This is a genomic window from Bacillus inaquosorum (assembly GCF_023238325.1).
In the GTDB taxonomy this organism is placed as follows: Bacteria; Bacillota; Bacilli; order Bacillales; family Bacillaceae; genus Bacillus; species Bacillus inaquosorum.
The window spans coordinates 1707535-1725928 of the sequence record NZ_CP096592.1 but is presented as its reverse complement, the minus strand read 5'-3'; the positions used below and the strand labels follow the sequence as shown (position 1 = coordinate 1725928).

Below are 18394 nucleotides of genomic sequence, written 5' to 3'. Positions count from 1 at the left end.
TTCCTGCCGTTCTAAACGATGTCACTCTTGGTACAAAAAAAGCCCGGCTTTAACGCCGGACTATTTTTCATTATTTTTGATAGTATTTTTCAACGATTTCTGCGTTTCGCAGTGAAAGTGTAGGGTATTTCGGATTCGCGCCTACATCTTTTGAGATCACACGGGATCTCTCACACATTTCGCCTTCCGCTTTCTCGACAGCAATTTTGCCTGTCTCGAAGCTTTGCGCATCGTTCGGCGCTTCATTTTCTTCGCTGATTGTTAGTTCAGAAACAATAAACAGCTGAGAAAGATTTTCTTTAATGGAAGCCAAGAGCTCTTGGTTTTCTTTGTTTGGATACAATTTCAGGTTCGCTTCCAATGATTTACCGATAATTTTTTCATTCCGCGCAGTTTCTAACGCTTTTAGTACATCATCACGAATAGCCATAAAGCGGTCAAATTTATCTTCTGTCGCTTCGCTGTTTGGAACCGCAATTGTTTCCGGCATGTCTGCCAGCTGAACGCTTTGCTCTTCGACAAATGTTAAATGAGACCATAATTCGTCAGCCGTATGAGGAAGAATCGGCGCTGAAAGCTTCACTAATGCAAGAAGCGTTTCATGGAATACTGTCTGCATGCTGCGTCTATCCGGATGATCCGCATGCTCGATGTACACAATATCTTTTGCGAAATCAAGATAGAATGAGCTCAATTCGATTGTGCAGAAATTATGGATGCTGTGATACACAACCGCAAATTCGTACTCATCATACGCTTTTTTCACTTTATCAATCAGTTTGTTCAGCTTAATCAGCATATACTGATCCACTTCGCGAAGATCTTCGACAGCCACCGCATTCGTTTTTGGATCAAAATCGAATAGGTTGCCGTGAAGGAAACGGAACGTATTGCGGATTTTACGGTATACTTCAGCAACCTGCTTCAGAATTGCGTCAGACACACGAACGTCCGCCTGATAATCAACTGAAGACACCCATAATCTCAAGATGTCGGCACCGAGCTGTTTCATGACTTTAGCTGGAACAACGACGTTACCGATTGATTTACTCATCTTGCGTCCTTCTCCATCCAGTGCAAATCCATGGCTGAGCACACCTTTATATGGCGCTTTTCCTGTTACGGCTACTGCTGTAGAAAGAGATGAGTTAAACCAGCCGCGGTATTGGTCTGATCCTTCTAGATATAAATCAGCCGGGCGAACGAGGTCTTCACGTTCTTCAAGCACCGCTTGATGGGAAGAGCCTGAATCAAACCAAACATCCATGATGTCCTGTTCTTTTGTAAATATGCCGTTAGGGCTGCCAGGATGCGTAAAGCCTTCCGGAAGAAGATCCTTCGCTTCTTTTTCAAACCAAATGTTTGAGCCGTGCTGTCTGAACAATTCAGAAACATGTTCAATGGTTTCATCTGTAATAACCGGTTCTCCGTTTTCGGCATAAAATACCGGAATCGGAACACCCCACGCACGCTGTCTGGAAATACACCAGTCTCCGCGGTCACGCACCATGTTGTGCAAACGCTGCTCGCCCCATTCAGGAACCCATTTGGTTTCTTTAATGGCATCCAGCAGGTCTGATCTGAAATCTTTAATAGACGCAAACCATTGCGCTGTCGCTCTGAAAATGGTTGGTTTCTTTGTTCTCCAATCGTGCGGATAAGAGTGAGTAATGAATTCAAGCTTCACAAGCGCGCCTTTTTCATCAAGCTGCTGTGTGATCGCTTTGTTCGCATCATCATAGAACATGCCTTCAAAGCCAGGAGCTTCACTTGTCATTACACCTTTTTCATCAACTGGGCAAAGCACATCTAAACCGTATTTTTGACCGATGATAAAGTCATCTTCTCCGTGTCCGGGCGCTGTATGAACACAGCCTGTTCCGGCATCAGTTGTTACGTGCTCGCCTAGCATAACGAGTGAGTCTCTGCCATAGAGCGGGTGTTCAGCGATAATGTTCTCAAGGTCTTTCCCTTTAATCGTTCTTGTCACTTCATATTGATCAAATCCGCATGCAGATGCAACATTTTCGACTAAAGCACTTGCTACGACAAAGCGGTCTTCACCAACTGCAACCACGCTGTACTCAAGATCAGGGTGCACTGAAATTCCGAGGTTCGCCGGAATTGTCCAAGGCGTTGTTGTCCAAATGATGATACGCTCACCGTTTTCAAGAACGCCTTTTCCGTCTTTCACACCGAAAGCAACGTAAATAGATGCTGAACGTTTATCTTGATATTCGATCTCAGCTTCAGCCAAAGCAGACTCACTTGAAGGTGACCAGTTAACCGGTTTAAGGCCTTTATAAATGTAGCCTCGTTTTGCCATCTCACCAAATACGCGGATTTGCTGCGCTTCGTATTCCGGTTTTAATGTCACATACGGGTTTTCCCAGTCACCGCGGACACCAAGGCGTTTGAACTGCTCACGCTGCCCCTCGATTTGCTTCCAGGCGTACTCTTCACACAGCTTGCGGAATTCCGCTACTGACATTTCTTTGCGGTTGACTTTTTTGTTTTTTGTAAGAGCTGTTTCAATCGGCAATCCATGTGTATCCCAGCCTGGTACAAACGGCGCGTTGTAACCGCTCATTGATTTGTAACGGACAATGAAATCCTTCAAGATCTTGTTAAGCGCGTGGCCCATATGGATGTCGCCGTTTGCATACGGAGGTCCGTCATGTAAAACAAATTTCGGGCGGTCTTTCGTCCGTTCCTGCACAAGACGGTAGATATCCTGTTCCTCCCATTTCTTTTGAATGTCAGGCTCACGGTTTGGCAAATTTCCTCGCATCGGGAAATCTGTTTTCGGCATTAAGAGCGTGTCTTTAAAATCCATTTTCATTCCTCCACTGCATTTTTTTCAGAAAATAAAAAAAGCCCTCTCATCCCATAAGGGACGAGAAAGCTTATCTCGCGGTACCACCCTTTTAGAAAAAGCCAGCATACGCTTTTTCCTCTCGAGCATCGTAACGTGATGAACGTCCTAACCTACTGTAAGTTCAGAAAGGAAACTTAAGGGCTGATCTACATGATTCCGGCCATCCCGGGCTCTCACCATCTCCGGGTCGCTATGAAGGCCTGAAGGAAACATGACTGTCCCTTTCAACCGTCTTTTCATCTGAATTTATGAACGTATTATATTCGACAAGCTAAGATAATGTCAAGATAATCAGAGAATTTATTCCTTTTCCTCAAATACCGCGTCGACTTCATACTCAAGCAGATGATCCCAATCGTCATTTTTCAGAAGATCGAGCTGTGCTTCAATCAGCATTTGGAAACGTGTTCTGAAAACTTTAGACTGTTTTTTCAGCTCTTCAATTTCCATTGCAATTTTTCTTGATTTTGATAAAGATTCGTTGATAATGCGATCAGCGTTTTTCTCCGCTTCCCGAACGATCAGCTTTGCTTCTTTTTGAGAATTGCGTTTTACGTCTTCAGCCGCTTCTTGAGCAACTAAAATCGATTTATTCAGCGTTTCTTCAATATTGGCAAAGTGTCCGATTCTTTCATCAAGTTCATTGACTTTCGCTTCAAGCTCAGTTTTCTTACGGAGAACAATTTCATAATCTTTTCTGACTTGCGCTAGGAATTCATTTACTTCATCTTCATCATATCCGCGAAAGCTTTTTGTAAACGTCTTGTTGTGAATATCATTTGGCGTTAATGGCATGATGCCACCTCCATTTTTACATTTCAGTACGGTTATCTAGTTCACATTATAAAACAAATTTCGCACAGATGGAGAAAAAAACTGAAAAACCGACTATTTTTGTCGTTCAAACGTAACTCTCCATTTGTCTTTTTTGGTTTTTCCTTCGATTTTTGTTAAGCTGCATCGTCCAAAACCTCTGATAGAGAGCATGTCCCCTTCTGCTACCATATATGAAGGATCTTCAACTACCTTCCAGTTCACTTTCACGAGTCCGTTTTTCACGAGCGTCTGTGATTTCTGGCGGGATTGCCTGCTCATAGAGGCGCAGACGGCGTCAAGCCTTAAAGAAGAAACCGTGTCATCTCTTATTTCGACATCTATTGCCGGAATGTTAAGGTCTGACAAGTCAATTTTCTCTAGGCTGACCGCAGCTTTGCCTGCTTGGGTCAGCTGTGCAGCCACAAAATCAGCGGTATCGGCTGAGACAATCAATTGCACTGATGTCTCAGAAAACACGATGTCACCAAACTTTTGCCGCCTTAAGCCTATACCCATTAATGCACCTAGGAGAGAACGGTGGTCTACTGTGACAAACTTTTCAGCATAACGGACGTTAAACGCCTGCAGTTCAAAATCCGATTCTTCCGGAGTGATGTACTCTGGATAGAGGATCGCCCGTTTTCGTTCCGCTCTGTCATAGCCGCCGGAAAAAGCAAGCCCAACATCTGCCTGTCCGGTAACAGCAGAGAGGATGACCTGCTCTCGGGGATCTAAAAAGTCAGTCAGTTTCATCCGGTACTGCTCCTGGACAATACTTTTCCATTCGAGCGCCTGATCAATAAAGGCCCGCTCGTCTTTTCTGAAGTGCTGATAGATATCGCTCATCGTCTTTCCCTTCTATGTAAAGAGGCTTGGCTGCTGCCAAGCCCCTATCAAACTGTCACTTTAAAACGCAATCATGCGATATAGCCCCCACAAGCCGGTTGTCGCAAACCGAAGCACAAGTATAGCTACAATCGGTGAAATATCCAGCATTGCGATCGGAGGGATGATTTTTCTGAATGGTTCGAGATATGGTTCACAAATCGAAGCTAAAAAACGCCCGACTGCCGTTTCCCTCGTACTCGGCACCCATGACATAAAAATATATATGATCAGGGCAAATGAGTATATTGTAATTAATAAGCTTAAAACCGAAAAAACTTGATAAAGGATCATCTCGCTTTACCACCTCTGATGTTCGTCTTCAGATATGAGCTCAGAAATTGTGCCTGATACATCTACGTTGTCAGGCGTGCAGAGGAAAATATCCGAGCCGATTCTTTGAATATCGCCGCCGATGGCATAAACGGTTCCGCTCAAAAAGTCAACAATCCGCTTAGCCTGGTCATGCTGTATCCGCTGAAGATTGACGACGACTGCCCGCCGGTTCTTCAAATGGTCGGCTATTTCCTGGGCCTCCGCATAAACGCGCGGCTCACTCAACACCACTTTAGAGGATTTCTGAACACTTTGCAAGCTTACTACATTCTGTTTGCCCGCAGGTTTGTTTGCGGCATAAGCCGGCTTTTCTTTTTGCTCATGCTCTTCTTGAGACTCCCGCTCTGTCTCAATATATTCATATTCGTATTCTTCCTCATCCATCGAGAAAAAGTTTTTCAGTTTATTTTTCATACTCATTGCTGTACACCCCCTGTTTCATTTCCGACTAACGATGAGCCGATTCTAATATAAGTAGCCCCTTCTTCAATTGCAATTTCAAAATCATTTGACATGCCCATCGACAGTTCAGTACACGGAGCGTTTGGCTGTTTCAGCTCCTGAACCTGGTCACGGAGTTCTCTCAGCGCCCGGAAACAGCTTCTGATCTGATCTTGATCATCAGTCAGCGGAGCCATTGTCATCAGTCCGGCCACAACGATGTGTTCGAAACCGGAAAGCTCCTGTATGAAGGGAATGACTTCTTCTTTTTTCATGCCGTGTTTAGAAGGCTCAAGAGAGGTATTGACCTGCACAAAGCATTGGACAGTACCTTCAGCCCGTTTTTCAATTTCTTTCGCTAATGAGAGCCGGTCTAAGGAATGGATATAGGAAACCGCATTGACGACAGCTTTTGCTTTTCTTGATTGAAGACTGCCGATAAAATGCCATTCAGGATCCCCTTTCATCATTTCCTGTTTGCGGAGCAGTTCCGCGTCCCGATTCTCTCCGAGGCAGGTGATGCCCGCATCCACTGCCTCCTGTGCTCTTTCAGGCGATACATATTTTGTGACAGCAATAACCGTAACTTCATCGGAGCTGCGGCCCGATCTGTTACATGCTTCGTTTATTCGTTCGTTTATATGTCGTAAATTATCAACAACACGCAAGATCTTTTATGCCTCCTTCATTCCGATAAAGGACATCATCCGTCCAGTTTTCCCCTGATCGCGGCGGTGAGAATAGAAAAGCGACTGCTCACTTTCCGTGCATAAACCGCTGACAGAAATCTGTTCATTTGCCAAACCGCTGTCGATCAGTATGAGGCGGTTCAGCTCTTTCAGATCAAGCTGATATTGTCCCTTTCCCGTCTGATTTACGGCACGTTCTGCTGAAACCGGCAATGTGCGGACAGCATCCATGACACGATCGTCTACCGTATAGCATGCTCCGCTGATAGACGGTCCGATAACAGCATAAATATCTGAGAGCTTTGAACCTTCCTGCTCGGTCCATTGCTTCACCATTTCTCTGCCAATCTGTTTGACAGTGCCTTTCCACCCGGCATGGGCGACCCCGACAAGCGATTTAACCGGATCATAAAAGAAAAGAGGCACACAATCAGCAAAGCATAATGCCAAAACCACATTCTTTTCATTTGTGTAGAGCCCGTCCGTTGCTTTTAAAGCCGTGTGATACTCACGGGCGCCTTTTCCCCTATCCCTCTGCGTCACTTTCTGAACGCGATTATCATGTGTCTGATCAGCAAATACCCAAGACTGCAAATCAATATTAAACATATCGGCAATATATTCACGATTTTTAACTACATCTGCATCTTTGTCATGAACGTGCAATCCTGTATTTAACGATTCAAAAGGCTTTTGGCTGACACCGCCGTTTTTCGTAGTAAATCCGGCAATGACTTCTCTGTTGTTTTGATTCGTTTGTGTCCAGTCTTGTATCATGAGTGTCGAGGGTGTGGTAAGACTGAATGGGTGATATGTATTCATGATGATCCAACCTTTCGACAAACATTTAAAAAAGCGGAATTTCCCACTTATTTTACCACATCTTTCTGCATTCGTTGAGCGCCGATTTGCATATTTCTAAATGAAATGTGCCGGAAGAAATCAAGACTTCCGGCATTTGCCAATCCGCGGCAGACAAAGCAGGTTATGCATGCGGTTCACTTAATCGGACCAAGATCACGTCTTCCCCGATTTTTACTATATTTCGCCATGGAATGACCAATTCCTCTTCTTTTCCAAAAAAACCGAGAACCTTCCCATTTCCTCCCAGTATGATCGCTTGAATTTTTCCAGTGGTCACATTGATATCTATATCACCAATGCTCCCCAGCTTTTTTCCGTTTGAGACATTGACGACATCCTTCACCTGAAATTCAGAAATGCTGATCATCCCATCACGTCCTTTTTCCGTCCTTTTTTCCAGTATATGAACGGGCGGGCTGAACCTTGTCAGCAAGAAGAAATTTTCATGATCACTGTTCTTTTTTACGGCTGCACCAGCTGATGATAAAATCGAGCATGATTTTTGTATAATCTACCAGCTGCTCAATCGATACCTCCTCGTTTACGGAGTGTGCATTGTGCAGATCGCCAGGACCGTATATCACGCATGGAATGCCGGCATTATACAGCCATCCCCCGTCTGTAACGGATTGAGAAACGTCCATAACCGGGCGCTCCCGTTTCACTTTCTCATGAGACACAGTAAGCGCTGAGACGCCTGGGTGGCCAGGATCAACTTCCAGTGCCGGAAAAATTTCTCCTCTGTCTTCAATCATAGATGAGCCTCCCCACTTAAAAACAGGGCGGTTTTCCCTAAGCCAAACATCACTGTCACTCAGCCGATTGATGTAATCTTCTATTTCCGCTGCCACTTGGTCATGGGTTTCATTCGGGTAAAAATGCACTGTGATCCACAGCCGGCACTCGTCCGCTATAAAAGCCGCATGTCTGCCGCCTTCAATGACAGCCGGGTTAATCGTATTTGTGCCTGGTTTAAAGCCGGGATAACTTTTCATAATGGACCAGTGGCGCTCAAGTTCACCGAGCCCCGCAATGATTTTTGCCATTTTTTCAATTGCGCTTGCCCCGAATGTTCCTCCGCCTGCATGAATCATATTCCGCCTCGTCCCATCATGAAACGTTTGACTGCTTTTGATTTCGATCCAGCCTGTAATGACACCGCCTTGACCTTGAATATGCATATCGCTCGTATCTGCGACAACTGCAAAATCAGCACGATAGCCCCTCTTACAGCACTCAAGCGTACCGGCTTCTCCAACTTCCTCCCCGATAACCGATTGCAGAATCAAATCACCGGGAAGTTCAATGCCGGCTTCACGAATCAATTTGACCGCAAACAGCACACACGCCATTCCGCCTTTCATATCAGAAGCACCCCGTCCGATTAAGAAACCGTTTTTTTCAATTGGATGAAACGGAGCATGCTCCCAATCCTCATCCTCTTTTACCTCTGCCACATCTACATGACCATTGATGATCAAGCTATGATAGTCTGCTGCATCTGTTCCCTTTAGCAGGCCTACAACATTGGGATCTCCCGGGTACACGTCCCATTTGTCGATCGAGAATCCCATTTCATTTAAAAACCGAGCAATCCATGACTGAATGCCGTCTGTATTTCTTGCAGGCGGTGCAGGTGTTTGATAAGAAATCAGCGTTTTTGCCAGCTGAATAAGCTCCTCCTTTTGATCTTCCACCTTTTTTAACAGAGAGTCTATTTGTTGATTCAATGTGATCCGCTCCTATTCTTAAAAATCAAAAAGCCGTTTCAAATGTTATGAAACGGCTTAGTAAAAACAAACAGAGTCCTATGTACTCCGCTATTTCACCGCTTCCCTCCGCTGGCATGATCCAGATCAGGTCAAAAGGGTTGAGACAATGTCTCTCTCAGCTTCGCAAAGCACCCCTAGGATGAATCTATATGTGTTTGTCAGGCATTCGTTATCGGCTCGGCTCTTGTTAAAAACGGCCGATCCTGATTCCATAATACATGGATTGGCGTATCAAAAAAAGCGGAAAGTATGTGATCAGTGAGCATTTCCTTTATTTCTCCTGAGCTAAAGACCTCTCCCTGTTTTAACAAAAGGGCTTTGTCAAAGACCGGTAAAATTTCTTCCGCATGATGTGTCACATAAAGGATCGATGGCGCTTTTTCTTTGTTTGCAATATATGTAATCGTGTCTAACAGCTTTTCCCGGGCAATAAAATCCAGCCCTGTGACCGGTTCGTCCAATATCAGCAGCTCCGGATCGGCCATTAGCGCTCTTGCAATCAAGGCTCTTTGTTTTTCTCCTTGAGAAAGGGTTTCATAGCGTCGGTCGGCATATTCTATTGCACCCAAATCCTCTAACAAACCAATCGCTTTTTCCCTGATTTCCGCACTTGGCGTTTCATATAATCCTATCGAAGCGTAAGCTCCGCTCAACGCAATCTCAAAGGCTGAATCTGCCGGATACAATTTTTGCTGAAGACCCGCTGAGACGAGGCCAATTTTCCGTCTGAGCTTCTCCCCAAGCTCGGTTTTACCAAATTCATGGCCAAGCACCTGCATCTCGCCTGATGTTGGAAAGTAATATGAGCAAAGCATATTTAACAGCGCTGTCTTTCCGGCACCATTTAATCCGTAAAGCACCCAATTTTCCTTTTCCTCCACCTTCCAATGAATATCCCTCAGTATCCATTTTCCATTTCGTTTTAGTGAGACATTGTCAAGCTGCAAAATCATCGTGGTCCTCCTCTAAACTTCTATTATAATTGTTTTAATTTTCATAAAACTCTGTACGGACTAGGATACCTTATTTTTTCCAAAACGTAAACAACCCGCAATCAATAGAAAAGCCTTTAAAACAAAAATTGTTTTAAAGGCTTTTCATGTCATTATTGATGAATATTCTTATTCATTTGTTTGATAGCTGCTTTTTCAAGCCTGGACACCTGCGCTTGGGAAATCCCGATTTCCTCGGCTACTTCCATTTGTGTTTTCCCTTGGAAGAAGCGCTTTCTCAAAATCATTTTTTCCCTATCATTCAGCCTTCTCATGCCCTCTTTTAAAGCCAGCTCTTCAATCCATTGTGAATCTGTATTGCGCTCATCACTGATTTGGTCCATAACATAGATCGGGTCTCCGCCGTCGTTATAGATCGGTTCAAATAGAGAAACCGGATCCTGGATGGCATCAAGCGCAAATACAATTTCTTCATGCGGTACTTCAAGAACTTTTGCGATGTCTTCTGCAGTCGGCTCCTTGCTTGTCTCACTGATTAACCGCTCTCTTACCTGAAGCGCCTTGTAAGCGATGTCCCGAAGCGATCTTGAAACACGGATCGGGTTATTATCGCGTAAATACCTGCGGATCTCTCCGATAATCATAGGTACAGCGTATGTTGAAAACTTAACATTGTGGCTTAGGTCAAAATTATCAATGGATTTCATTAGTCCGATGCAGCCGACCTGAAATAAGTCATCAACATACTCCCCTCTGTTATTAAATCTTTGAATGACACTTAAGACAAGACGCAAGTTCCCGTTTACAAGCTTTTCTCTGGCTGAATCATCGCCTTCATCCTGCAGCTGCCTAAACAGCTTTCTCATCTCTTCATTCTTGAGTACTGGTAATTTGGAGGTATCCACCCCGCAGATTTCGACTTTATTCCTAGACACTTTTTTCCCTCCCTACAGGAGCTGCTGTACAACGTTAAGTATCTCCTTGGGTGGGAAAAATATGCACTGCACTCAGACCGAAAAACAGTCGAAATCAGGAAATCCCTGTAAAATCAAGGGGTTATAACCATAAAAAATTTTACACCATTTTGTTGAACTCTTTTCTCAATCTTTTTATAATTCTTTTCTCAAGACGCGAAATATAGGACTGAGAAATCCCCATCATATCCGCTACATCCTTTTGGGTCTTTTCTTCTTCGCCGACAAGCCCAAACCGCAGCTCCATGATTTGCTTTTCTCTCTCATTGAGCTGTTCAAGCGCTTTTTTTAAGAGTTTTTTATCTACGTTGGCTTCTATATCTTTTGTGATGATGTCATCGTCAGTGCCGAGTACGTCAGAAAGCAAAAGCTCATTGCCATCCCAATCAATATTAAGCGGCTCATCAAAGGAAACCTCTGAACGAATTTTATTGTTTCTTCTTAAATACATGAGGATTTCATTTTCTATACACCGTGAGGCATAGGTCGCCAGCTTGATTTTCTTTTCTGGATTGAATGTATTCACAGCTTTAATTAATCCGATGGTGCCGATGCTGATTAAATCCTCTATATTAATTCCTGTATTTTCAAATTTCCGTGCGATATAGACGACCAGACGCAGATTGCGTTCAATCAAAATGGCGCGAGCCGCCTGATCACCGTTTGGGAGCTTCATTAACAGAACCTGCTCCTCATCTTTAGATAATGGCGGCGGCAGGGCTTCACTCCCGCCTATGTAATAGACTTCATCACTTTTCAATCCAAGTTTCATCAGCAGCTTATACCAGAGGTGCGTCAGTCGCAATTTCAGTTTTTTCATCTTCCTCTCCCTTCTAAATGTCACGTCGTTTGAGTATGATAAGTAACGGACATTTGCGAACATTATGAAACGTGTTTGATGGCCTTGCCCGAAAGCATTTTCGGATGAATAATCGCGTCAAACTCTCCATCTGCCGATAGCTTTGTTGTACTGATGCCGATTAAGCATTTATCCGCAGAAATCATTTCTTCTTTTGTCATTATCGTTACGTGATCCGGTTTAATGCATAATAAAAATTGATTTTGCTGCCCTACCCCCCTGTATGGAATCAGCCTCATTTTATCTAAAAAACGAAATGAATCATCGAGCTGTTCAATTGCTTCCAATGGGTCTGTGTTTCGAATGATCATCGTTTCAGCCGCTCCGAAAATCGGCTCCAGTTTATCAATGTAAATAATCATAACCGGCGTTTTTGTAAGAGGATCGTACAGCTGATTACCGGAATCAATCAACCCTCTGACATGAAGCGTTTGACCGCCCAAATCCGCCTGTACGCTGACTCGTTCCTCATATTGAATGTTTTTTGTTTCAATGTCGTCAATTCTTCTCTTAGAAAAAAACCATAACGCTGGAAAGCCAGCAACAATAAACAACCAGCTGATTGGGTCTCCAAACCCGGTTTGATTGGTGATCATGACACCGTTTCGAACAACAGAATGTGACTGCAGCAAAGAATGAGCTCCGATAATTCCTCCCCCCATTAAAAAAGTGGCAAAATAAAAGGAAAACAAATTTTGAAAGAAATAACGAAATCTTTTAAATCCAAATGTCACCATCACAATCACAACTGAAAAAGCCAGCTTCCCGGCCGGATGTTCAACGATCGGCGAAAAAGGAGTAAACATCAAAAGGACAATACTTGAACCGATGAACGCTCCGCCTATCAGTCTTCTTTTTTTCACATGACGTTTTAAAATAAATGCCGTGAGCAAAAGTAAAAGTGCATCAAAACAAAAGTTTAACAGCCAAATGACATCTAAATAGATTTTCACATCTGACTCCTTTCTTTCTTGCATCACGCTGTTCCCCTTCTTGTTTCATAAGTATAAAGCAAGCTCTGTGGGAAAGTCTGTCAATTAATGTTGAGAGGAAAATACAATTTTTCAGGGATATCTGCTTAATTTGTCGAGGAAATAATTGAGAGTATATAAAAAAGCTGCCTGTGACGGCAGCTTTTTTACACTTAATTTTCAGTATTGATATAAAGTTTTCCATTCGCTGTTTTTCTAGTTTCATTTCCATACTCATCTCGTACAATCACTTCTACTTTTGCTCCGTTTGCTTTAATAGAAGAAGTGGCTGTCCAATAGCCTTCATATCTCCCCGGAGAAATTTCTCTTAGCGGGAGCTCGGTGGCGTTTTGCACACTCGCCCTTGCATTTGTCAGCGGCAGGCGAATGACAAACGTTGCATCCAAATCTTCAGCGCTTGAGAAAGCGATTTTCACAGATTCACCGGCTTTTAAGGTTTTGTCCTCTCCAGGGATCAATCCGGAAATGACAGGCTTGTCAAAGTTAACGTCAATGACTGCCTTTTTCGTCGTTTTGTTGCCCGCCAAGTCAGAGGCAGTCACCTTGACTTCATTGCTTCCGTTCTCCAAGAGAACACGGGCTGAGTATGAACCATCTGTAACCGTTGCTTTTTTGCCATTCACCTTGACTTCTTTCAGATTGTCATCGGATACAGCCCCTTTGACAGTCAGTGCTTCTTTATTTGTTTTCTCGCCATCCTTTGGATTGTCCAGCGTCAATTCAGGCTTGACTTGATCAAGCGTGACTGTAACAGGGCTGGAGGCATCCGTAGTTCCGTTGTCTGTTGATGCCGTGGCCGTCAGCTTATTTTCACCCTTGCTGAGTGAGATGCCTGCCTGGAAGGTGCCATCCGCAGCAGCTTTCGTTTCTCCTGCTTCTTTCTCTCCATTATAAATGTGTACTGTTGTACCAGGAGAGGCTTTTCCTTTTACAGTAACGTTCTCCTTGTTTGTGTACGATTTGTCTGCCGGTGAAGTCATTTCAGGTACAGCAGCTTCATAATCAACTAATGCGCGAATCATATAGTTGCCGTCCGCTTCGTCACCTGGCTGCCATTGTCCATCTATATACTGCCAGTTGCGGCCAGAATTCTGACCGGTTTCATCCATTGCCAGTCCAGGTGAATACGGATCAGGTTTTGACTGGATATACACGAGATAAAAGTCTTTATCGACCATAATCCCTTTTGAACTGAGATCTACCTTGGTCCATTCGCCATTGCGAAGGGCTTCGGCGTTAAATGGCCCGGCAATTTTTTTGCCTGGTGCTCCGTCTTCTCCTGTAGCATCGTATACCTCAACCTTAAACTCGGTGCCGCCAGGATCAGGGAACTCTGTATCCCAGAATCTGAACAGTCCTCCTGTAAGCATGCCTTTGTCCTTGCCGTCAGCCAACGTCATTTTTACCGCCCATCCGTTACCTGCTGCAAAATAGGAATTGGCATTTTCCGCCGTTCCGTCATCATATGCAATCTCACCCGGATAACCGACGAAAGGCTTCAGTACAGTTTCCTTCGTAACATCACCTTTTAAATCAACGGTAAATTCATCGCTGTAATAACCCGGTGCAGCGACTTTAATCGTATAGGCGCCTTCATAGGCCTCAAGCGTATATTCACCTTTGTCGTTTGTTGTAGCAGGTTCAACTGCAGCATCCTCTATAACATAGACGGTGGCGCCTTTTACCGGCTCTCCTGTCGCTTTATTAATGACTGTGCCTTTTAATGTCCCCTTCTTCATTTCCTCTAACGTAAAATTAGCTTGTGTCGTCTGATCTGCCTGCAGAGAAACTTTTTGGGTTTTCGATTGATAACCGTACGCTTCTGCCTTAAGCGTATAATCTCCCGCTTTGTGCATCAGCGTGTACTGCCCTGTGGCTTGATCCGAATATGTTGATTTTCCTGTTTCCGCGACACTGACTTGTGCCCTGATCGGCAAAACCTGTGGCTGTATATCTTTACTCTGATTATTTACCGCTGTGTTTGCAGATGGCTTAGCCTTTTTCGGATTCACTGGCTTTTTCTTTTGCTTTCCTGAAGGCTTTTCGACACCCAGCTTATTCTTTTTGGCTGTTTTTCCGGCCGATTTGTCAGAAAGCACTACATCATCAATGTACCAGCCCTCTTTTGCTATGCTTTCATCTGATTGAAGGTTAAACATCACTTGAATGTTTTGACCTTTATAAGCGGATAAATCAATTTCTTCATCCGTCCAGCTTGATGTCTTTCCATTATAGACACCAGCCTGCTCCCAATTCTTTTCGCCTTCCGGAAGAACAAAAACGTAGCCGTAATCAAAATCATCCTCTAAATTGTGCCAGCTTTTAAATTGAAGAAACAGGTTTCCTGAATCCGGCACTTCAACAGGAGGCATTACGAGATTCATGTTTGCTGAATTGGCATAGTTTCCTGCCAGGTTTGTTCCGTATACTTTTTCTCCCGATGCTGCTGTAGTTGGGCCTGACGACGGAACTCCCCATTCCCAGTTATTATTTGTTCCGCTTGCAATCCAGCCGCCGGGTGCAGCTTCAAAGTCATGCTTGTATCCCACTGTGATGCTTGGCTTCACAGTTACATCGTATGTGTCAGACTCAACGACATGGCCGCCAAAATCCTGAATCATCCACTTATAGCTTAGTGCAGCTCCTTTAATGTTTGGAATCTCTGCCTGATACGTTCCTTTCAGGTGATCACCGCTGATTCGTTTAGCCGTTACTTCTGTCCATTCACCTTGATCCAGCTTATAGGACAGTTTTACAGACGTCACACTCACATTGTCTTCAGCTGTCAAAGTCAGCGGCAGGCTGACGCCTTCATAGGCTTCTGTTACTTTCTCATGCTGATAGACAGGAGGCTCTTGATCATCCCCCTCTACAGAAACTTGTCCTTCTGCTTTTCCTAAACCATCTGTAACAGCTGATACAGCATCAAAAGCGTTCACCAAACCATGGCCGTATCCGTTATTCGGAGAATCAGGAAATGTTGAATCCGTCAGTGGTTCAGCCGTGTTCGTTAATATATCCTCCATCTCATCGACAGAAAGTGAGGCATCCGCCTGTTTCAGCAGTGCGGCAACAGCAGACACATGCGGCCCTGCCATTGATGTGCCGTTCCATCCGTCCTCATATGCCTGGCCGGGAACGGAAGACCGGATATTTACGCCCGGTGCAGAAATTTCCGGCTTTATTTCATCATATGGAGATGGCCCTTGAAGAGAAAAGTCAGCGAGCTTTTTGTTAATATCAGTCGCGCCAGTTGCAAACGATTCCGGATAGTTTGCCGGGTTTGCAATAGAACCAGGTCCTCCTGGAATAAAGAGATCCGTATTCCCCGCTGAAAACTCAGGGAAAATATCGGCCGCACGCCAGGCATTGACCATATCTCTGTACCATTCATCAAGTCCTGAGCCCCCGCCCCATGAGTTATTGACAACATCAGGAGCCATTTCCGGGTGAGGATTGCCCTCTGCGTCCTTTGGAGCTAAAACCCATTCACCCGCCTCCAAAATATCAGCATCAGTGCCGCCCTCTTCGGAGAACGCTTTTACAGCAATCCATTTTGCGCCAGGCGCTACACCGATTTGGTTTGTTCCATCGGGTTCAGATCCCACCATCGTACCTGTCACGTGGGTCCCATGAGCCAGATCATCATAAGGGCTTGCTTCGCCTGCTACGGCATCATACCAGTTCATTTCATTATTAGGCTCATCAGGATTTTCCGGATTATATCCGCGATATTTCTCTTTTAATGCCGGATGGTTCCATTCCACACCAGTATCAATAGACGCGACAACTGTGCCAGTTCCATCGTATCCAAGTTCCCAAGCTTTCGGGGCGTCGATTTGGTCTATATTCCATTCCACACCGTCGGTTGCTTTGACAGCTTTTTGCGCTTTTTTCATATTAAATGGGGAGGATGACTTAAAAAGCTGCCGTTTCTCATTTGGAAGCACCTTTTCCACTTCGGGGAACTGCGCTACTTTTTCCATAACCTCTTTTGAGGCATGAACAGCGATCCCATTCACCACATAATAAGAGTGGATCTGGTCTGCATTTCCTTTATTTTTCTGGCTGTTCAAGTATGTTAAGACGTCTTGCTGTGATTCATTGGCTGTGACTTTTAAGGATGACACAACGGCAGAACGCTTTTGATATTCCGTCTTAGCGACAGTCAGCTTCTTCGATTTTGCTTTTTTGACAGCTGCTTTTGCCGCTTTTTCTGTGTCAGCTTGATCCTTAAATTTAATCAAAAAGGTCGTTTTTTCTTTCTTTTTAAAGCTTTTCTTTAATGAACTTGAGATCTTGTTCTGAATGGATTCAGCAGATTGAAGCTCCTGTTTAACAGAAGTTGAGGCGCCTTTGCTGCTTGCCCCGGCTGCACCCGGAAACAGCAGTGAACCGATAACAACCGTACTTAAAACAGAGCTAACGAGTCTGTTTATCGTTTTTTTCCTCATTTTTATCCCCCTTTTTTCAAAATGCTTTGTAAAAGAATGTCGTCCCTCCTTTTAAAAATGAATGGTTTGTCAGAACATCGCTGTACGTTAACTGTAGACAATCTGTATTACAGATATTGTCGTTTTATGTCATTCGATTTCCATATATATGAAAATGATAAAATCGTCATGAAATAAGAATAGGTCTAATAGTCTGTTTTGTTATTCTGTGAAGGAAGACATAGGGAAAAAGACTTTACAAGAAGAAAAGTTTTGGAGAAAAACAAAAAGGACAAAATCGAAAACGATTTTGTCCTTTACATTAACCGCGTTTATTACGGTTTCTTAAGAATGTCGGGATGTCAAGCGTATCATCAGCCGGCTGTGACGTGTGACGGCTTACTGTGTTTTGTTGCTGAGGCTCCTCACGTTTTGGCTCACGCTTTGGAACACTTGTGTTATGGGTTTTGATGCTTTGGTTTAAGCTTGGACGCTGGGGTTTCGTGACGTCCTTCTCTTGTTCGATAAAACCAGTTGCAATCACTGTCACCACAATCTCATCTTTTAGATTTTCATTAATAACAGAACCGAAAATCATGTTTACGTCTTGGTCAGACGCTGAAGCGACAATGTCTGCTGCTTCCTGAACTTCATATAAGCTGAGGTTTGTTCCCCCAGTGATGTTCATGAGGACACCTTGCGCACCGTCAATGGCCGCTTCAAGAAGCGGGCTGGAGATTGCTTTTTTCGCAGCCTCTGCCGCGCGGTTTTCTCCAGTCGCAATACCGATACCCATCAAAGCAGATCCTTTGTTTGACATGATTGTTTTCACATCAGCAAAGTCAAGGTTGATAAGACCAGGTGTAGCAATCAAGTCTGAAATACCTTGAACCCCTTGACGGAGTACGTTATCAGCTTCACGGAATGCTTCAAGCATCGGCGTGTTTTTATCAACAATTTCCAGAATTCGGTCGTTCGGGATCACGATCAGTGTATCCACCGCTTCTTTCATTGCTGAGATTCCGCCTGCAGCCTGAAGCTGTCTTTTGCGTCCTTCGAATGTAAACGGTCTTGTAACAACTCCGACTGTTAATGCGCCTAAGTCTTTCGCGATTTGTGCGATAACCGGTGCAGCACCTGTTCCTGTTCCGCCGCCCATACCAGCTGTCACGAATACCATGTCAGCGCCTTTTAACGCTTCTTCAATCTGCTCTTTGCTTTCTTCAGCGGCTTTTTTTCCGACTTCCGGATTCGCACCTGCTCCCAATCCTCTTGTCAGCTTTGCGCCGATTTGCATTTTCACTTCTGCTTTTGACAGGTTAAGAGCTTGAGCGTCCGTATTTACCGCGATGTACTCTACTCCTTGCACTTCATTTTCAATCATTCGGTTGACAGCGTTGTTACCGCCGCCTCCTACTCCGATTACTTTAATTGATGCTAAGCCGTCTATGTTTGTTTCGAACTCCAACATGCTAAATCCTCCTAATCTGCCGAATGACTAT

Annotated in this window: 15 protein-coding genes, 1 riboswitch and 1 other annotated feature; all 15 genes read right to left on the bottom strand. The window is 44.2% G+C overall.

Going from position 1 to position 18394, the window contains the following annotated elements:
- Positions 1–70: 70 nt before the first annotated feature.
- Complete coding sequence (ileS, locus tag M1M80_RS08535) at positions 71–2836, bottom strand: isoleucine--tRNA ligase (RefSeq protein ID WP_060398589.1); 2766 nt, start codon at positions 2834–2836, stop codon at positions 71–73.
- A gap of 53 nt (positions 2837–2889) precedes the next feature.
- Positions 2890–3116 (bottom strand) — a binding site (T-box leader).
- 62 nt (positions 3117–3178) lie between these two features.
- Positions 3179–3673, bottom strand: a complete 495-nt coding sequence (divIVA, locus tag M1M80_RS08530) for a septum site-determining protein DivIVA (protein WP_003221468.1) — start codon at positions 3671–3673, stop codon at positions 3179–3181.
- A 93-nt stretch (positions 3674–3766) separates the two neighbouring features.
- Entirely contained in the window at positions 3767–4540 is a 774-nt protein-coding gene (locus tag M1M80_RS08525) for a YlmH family RNA-binding protein (protein WP_060398588.1), read from the bottom strand.
- 60 nt (positions 4541–4600) lie between these two features.
- On the bottom strand, positions 4601–4873 hold the full coding sequence (locus tag M1M80_RS08520; protein WP_003221463.1) for a YggT family protein: 273 nt from the start codon (positions 4871–4873) through the stop codon (positions 4601–4603).
- A 6-nt stretch (positions 4874–4879) separates the two neighbouring features.
- The gene (sepF, locus tag M1M80_RS08515) at positions 4880–5335 is read right to left on the bottom strand and encodes a cell division protein SepF (RefSeq protein WP_019258347.1); all 456 of its coding nucleotides are present in this window, start codon (positions 5333–5335) and stop codon (positions 4880–4882) included.
- Complete coding sequence (locus M1M80_RS08510; RefSeq protein WP_060398587.1) at positions 5332–6024, bottom strand: YggS family pyridoxal phosphate-dependent enzyme; 693 nt, start codon at positions 6022–6024, stop codon at positions 5332–5334. The genes sepF and M1M80_RS08510 overlap by 4 nt, the downstream gene beginning before the upstream one ends.
- 6 nt (positions 6025–6030) lie before the next feature.
- Positions 6031–6867: a peptidoglycan editing factor PgeF gene (pgeF, locus tag M1M80_RS08505; RefSeq protein ID WP_060398586.1), complete on the bottom strand. Its 837-nt coding sequence runs from the start codon at positions 6865–6867 to the stop codon at positions 6031–6033.
- Between the two features lie 163 nt (positions 6868–7030).
- Complete coding sequence (locus tag M1M80_RS08500; RefSeq protein WP_003232153.1) at positions 7031–7276, bottom strand: YlmC/YmxH family sporulation protein; 246 nt, start codon at positions 7274–7276, stop codon at positions 7031–7033.
- A gap of 82 nt (positions 7277–7358) precedes the next feature.
- Positions 7359–8639, bottom strand: coding sequence for an acetylornithine deacetylase (locus tag M1M80_RS08495; RefSeq protein ID WP_060398585.1), 1281 nt, complete (start codon positions 8637–8639; stop codon positions 7359–7361).
- 86 nt (positions 8640–8725) lie between these two features.
- A riboswitch (TPP riboswitch) is annotated at positions 8726–8827 on the bottom strand.
- Between the two features lie 12 nt (positions 8828–8839).
- Complete coding sequence (locus M1M80_RS08490) at positions 8840–9634, bottom strand: ABC transporter ATP-binding protein (protein WP_060398584.1); 795 nt, start codon at positions 9632–9634, stop codon at positions 8840–8842.
- A 152-nt stretch (positions 9635–9786) separates the two neighbouring features.
- On the bottom strand, positions 9787–10569 hold the full coding sequence (sigG, locus tag M1M80_RS08485; protein ID WP_009967190.1) for an RNA polymerase sporulation sigma factor SigG: 783 nt from the start codon (positions 10567–10569) through the stop codon (positions 9787–9789).
- Between the two features lie 139 nt (positions 10570–10708).
- Positions 10709–11428 (bottom strand): RNA polymerase sporulation sigma factor SigE, encoded by a 720-nt coding sequence (gene sigE, locus M1M80_RS08480; protein ID WP_003221446.1) that lies wholly within the window; start codon positions 11426–11428, stop codon positions 10709–10711.
- Between the two features lie 62 nt (positions 11429–11490).
- On the bottom strand, positions 11491–12420 hold the full coding sequence (spoIIGA, locus tag M1M80_RS08475) for a sigma-E processing peptidase SpoIIGA (RefSeq protein ID WP_060400023.1): 930 nt from the start codon (positions 12418–12420) through the stop codon (positions 11491–11493).
- A 191-nt stretch (positions 12421–12611) separates the two neighbouring features.
- Complete coding sequence (locus M1M80_RS08470; protein ID WP_060398583.1) at positions 12612–16913, bottom strand: S8 family peptidase; 4302 nt, start codon at positions 16911–16913, stop codon at positions 12612–12614.
- Positions 16914–17214: 301 nt separating this feature from the next.
- Complete coding sequence (gene ftsZ / locus M1M80_RS08465; RefSeq protein ID WP_003238681.1) at positions 17215–18363, bottom strand: cell division protein FtsZ; 1149 nt, start codon at positions 18361–18363, stop codon at positions 17215–17217.
- Positions 18364–18394 lie beyond the last annotated feature (31 nt).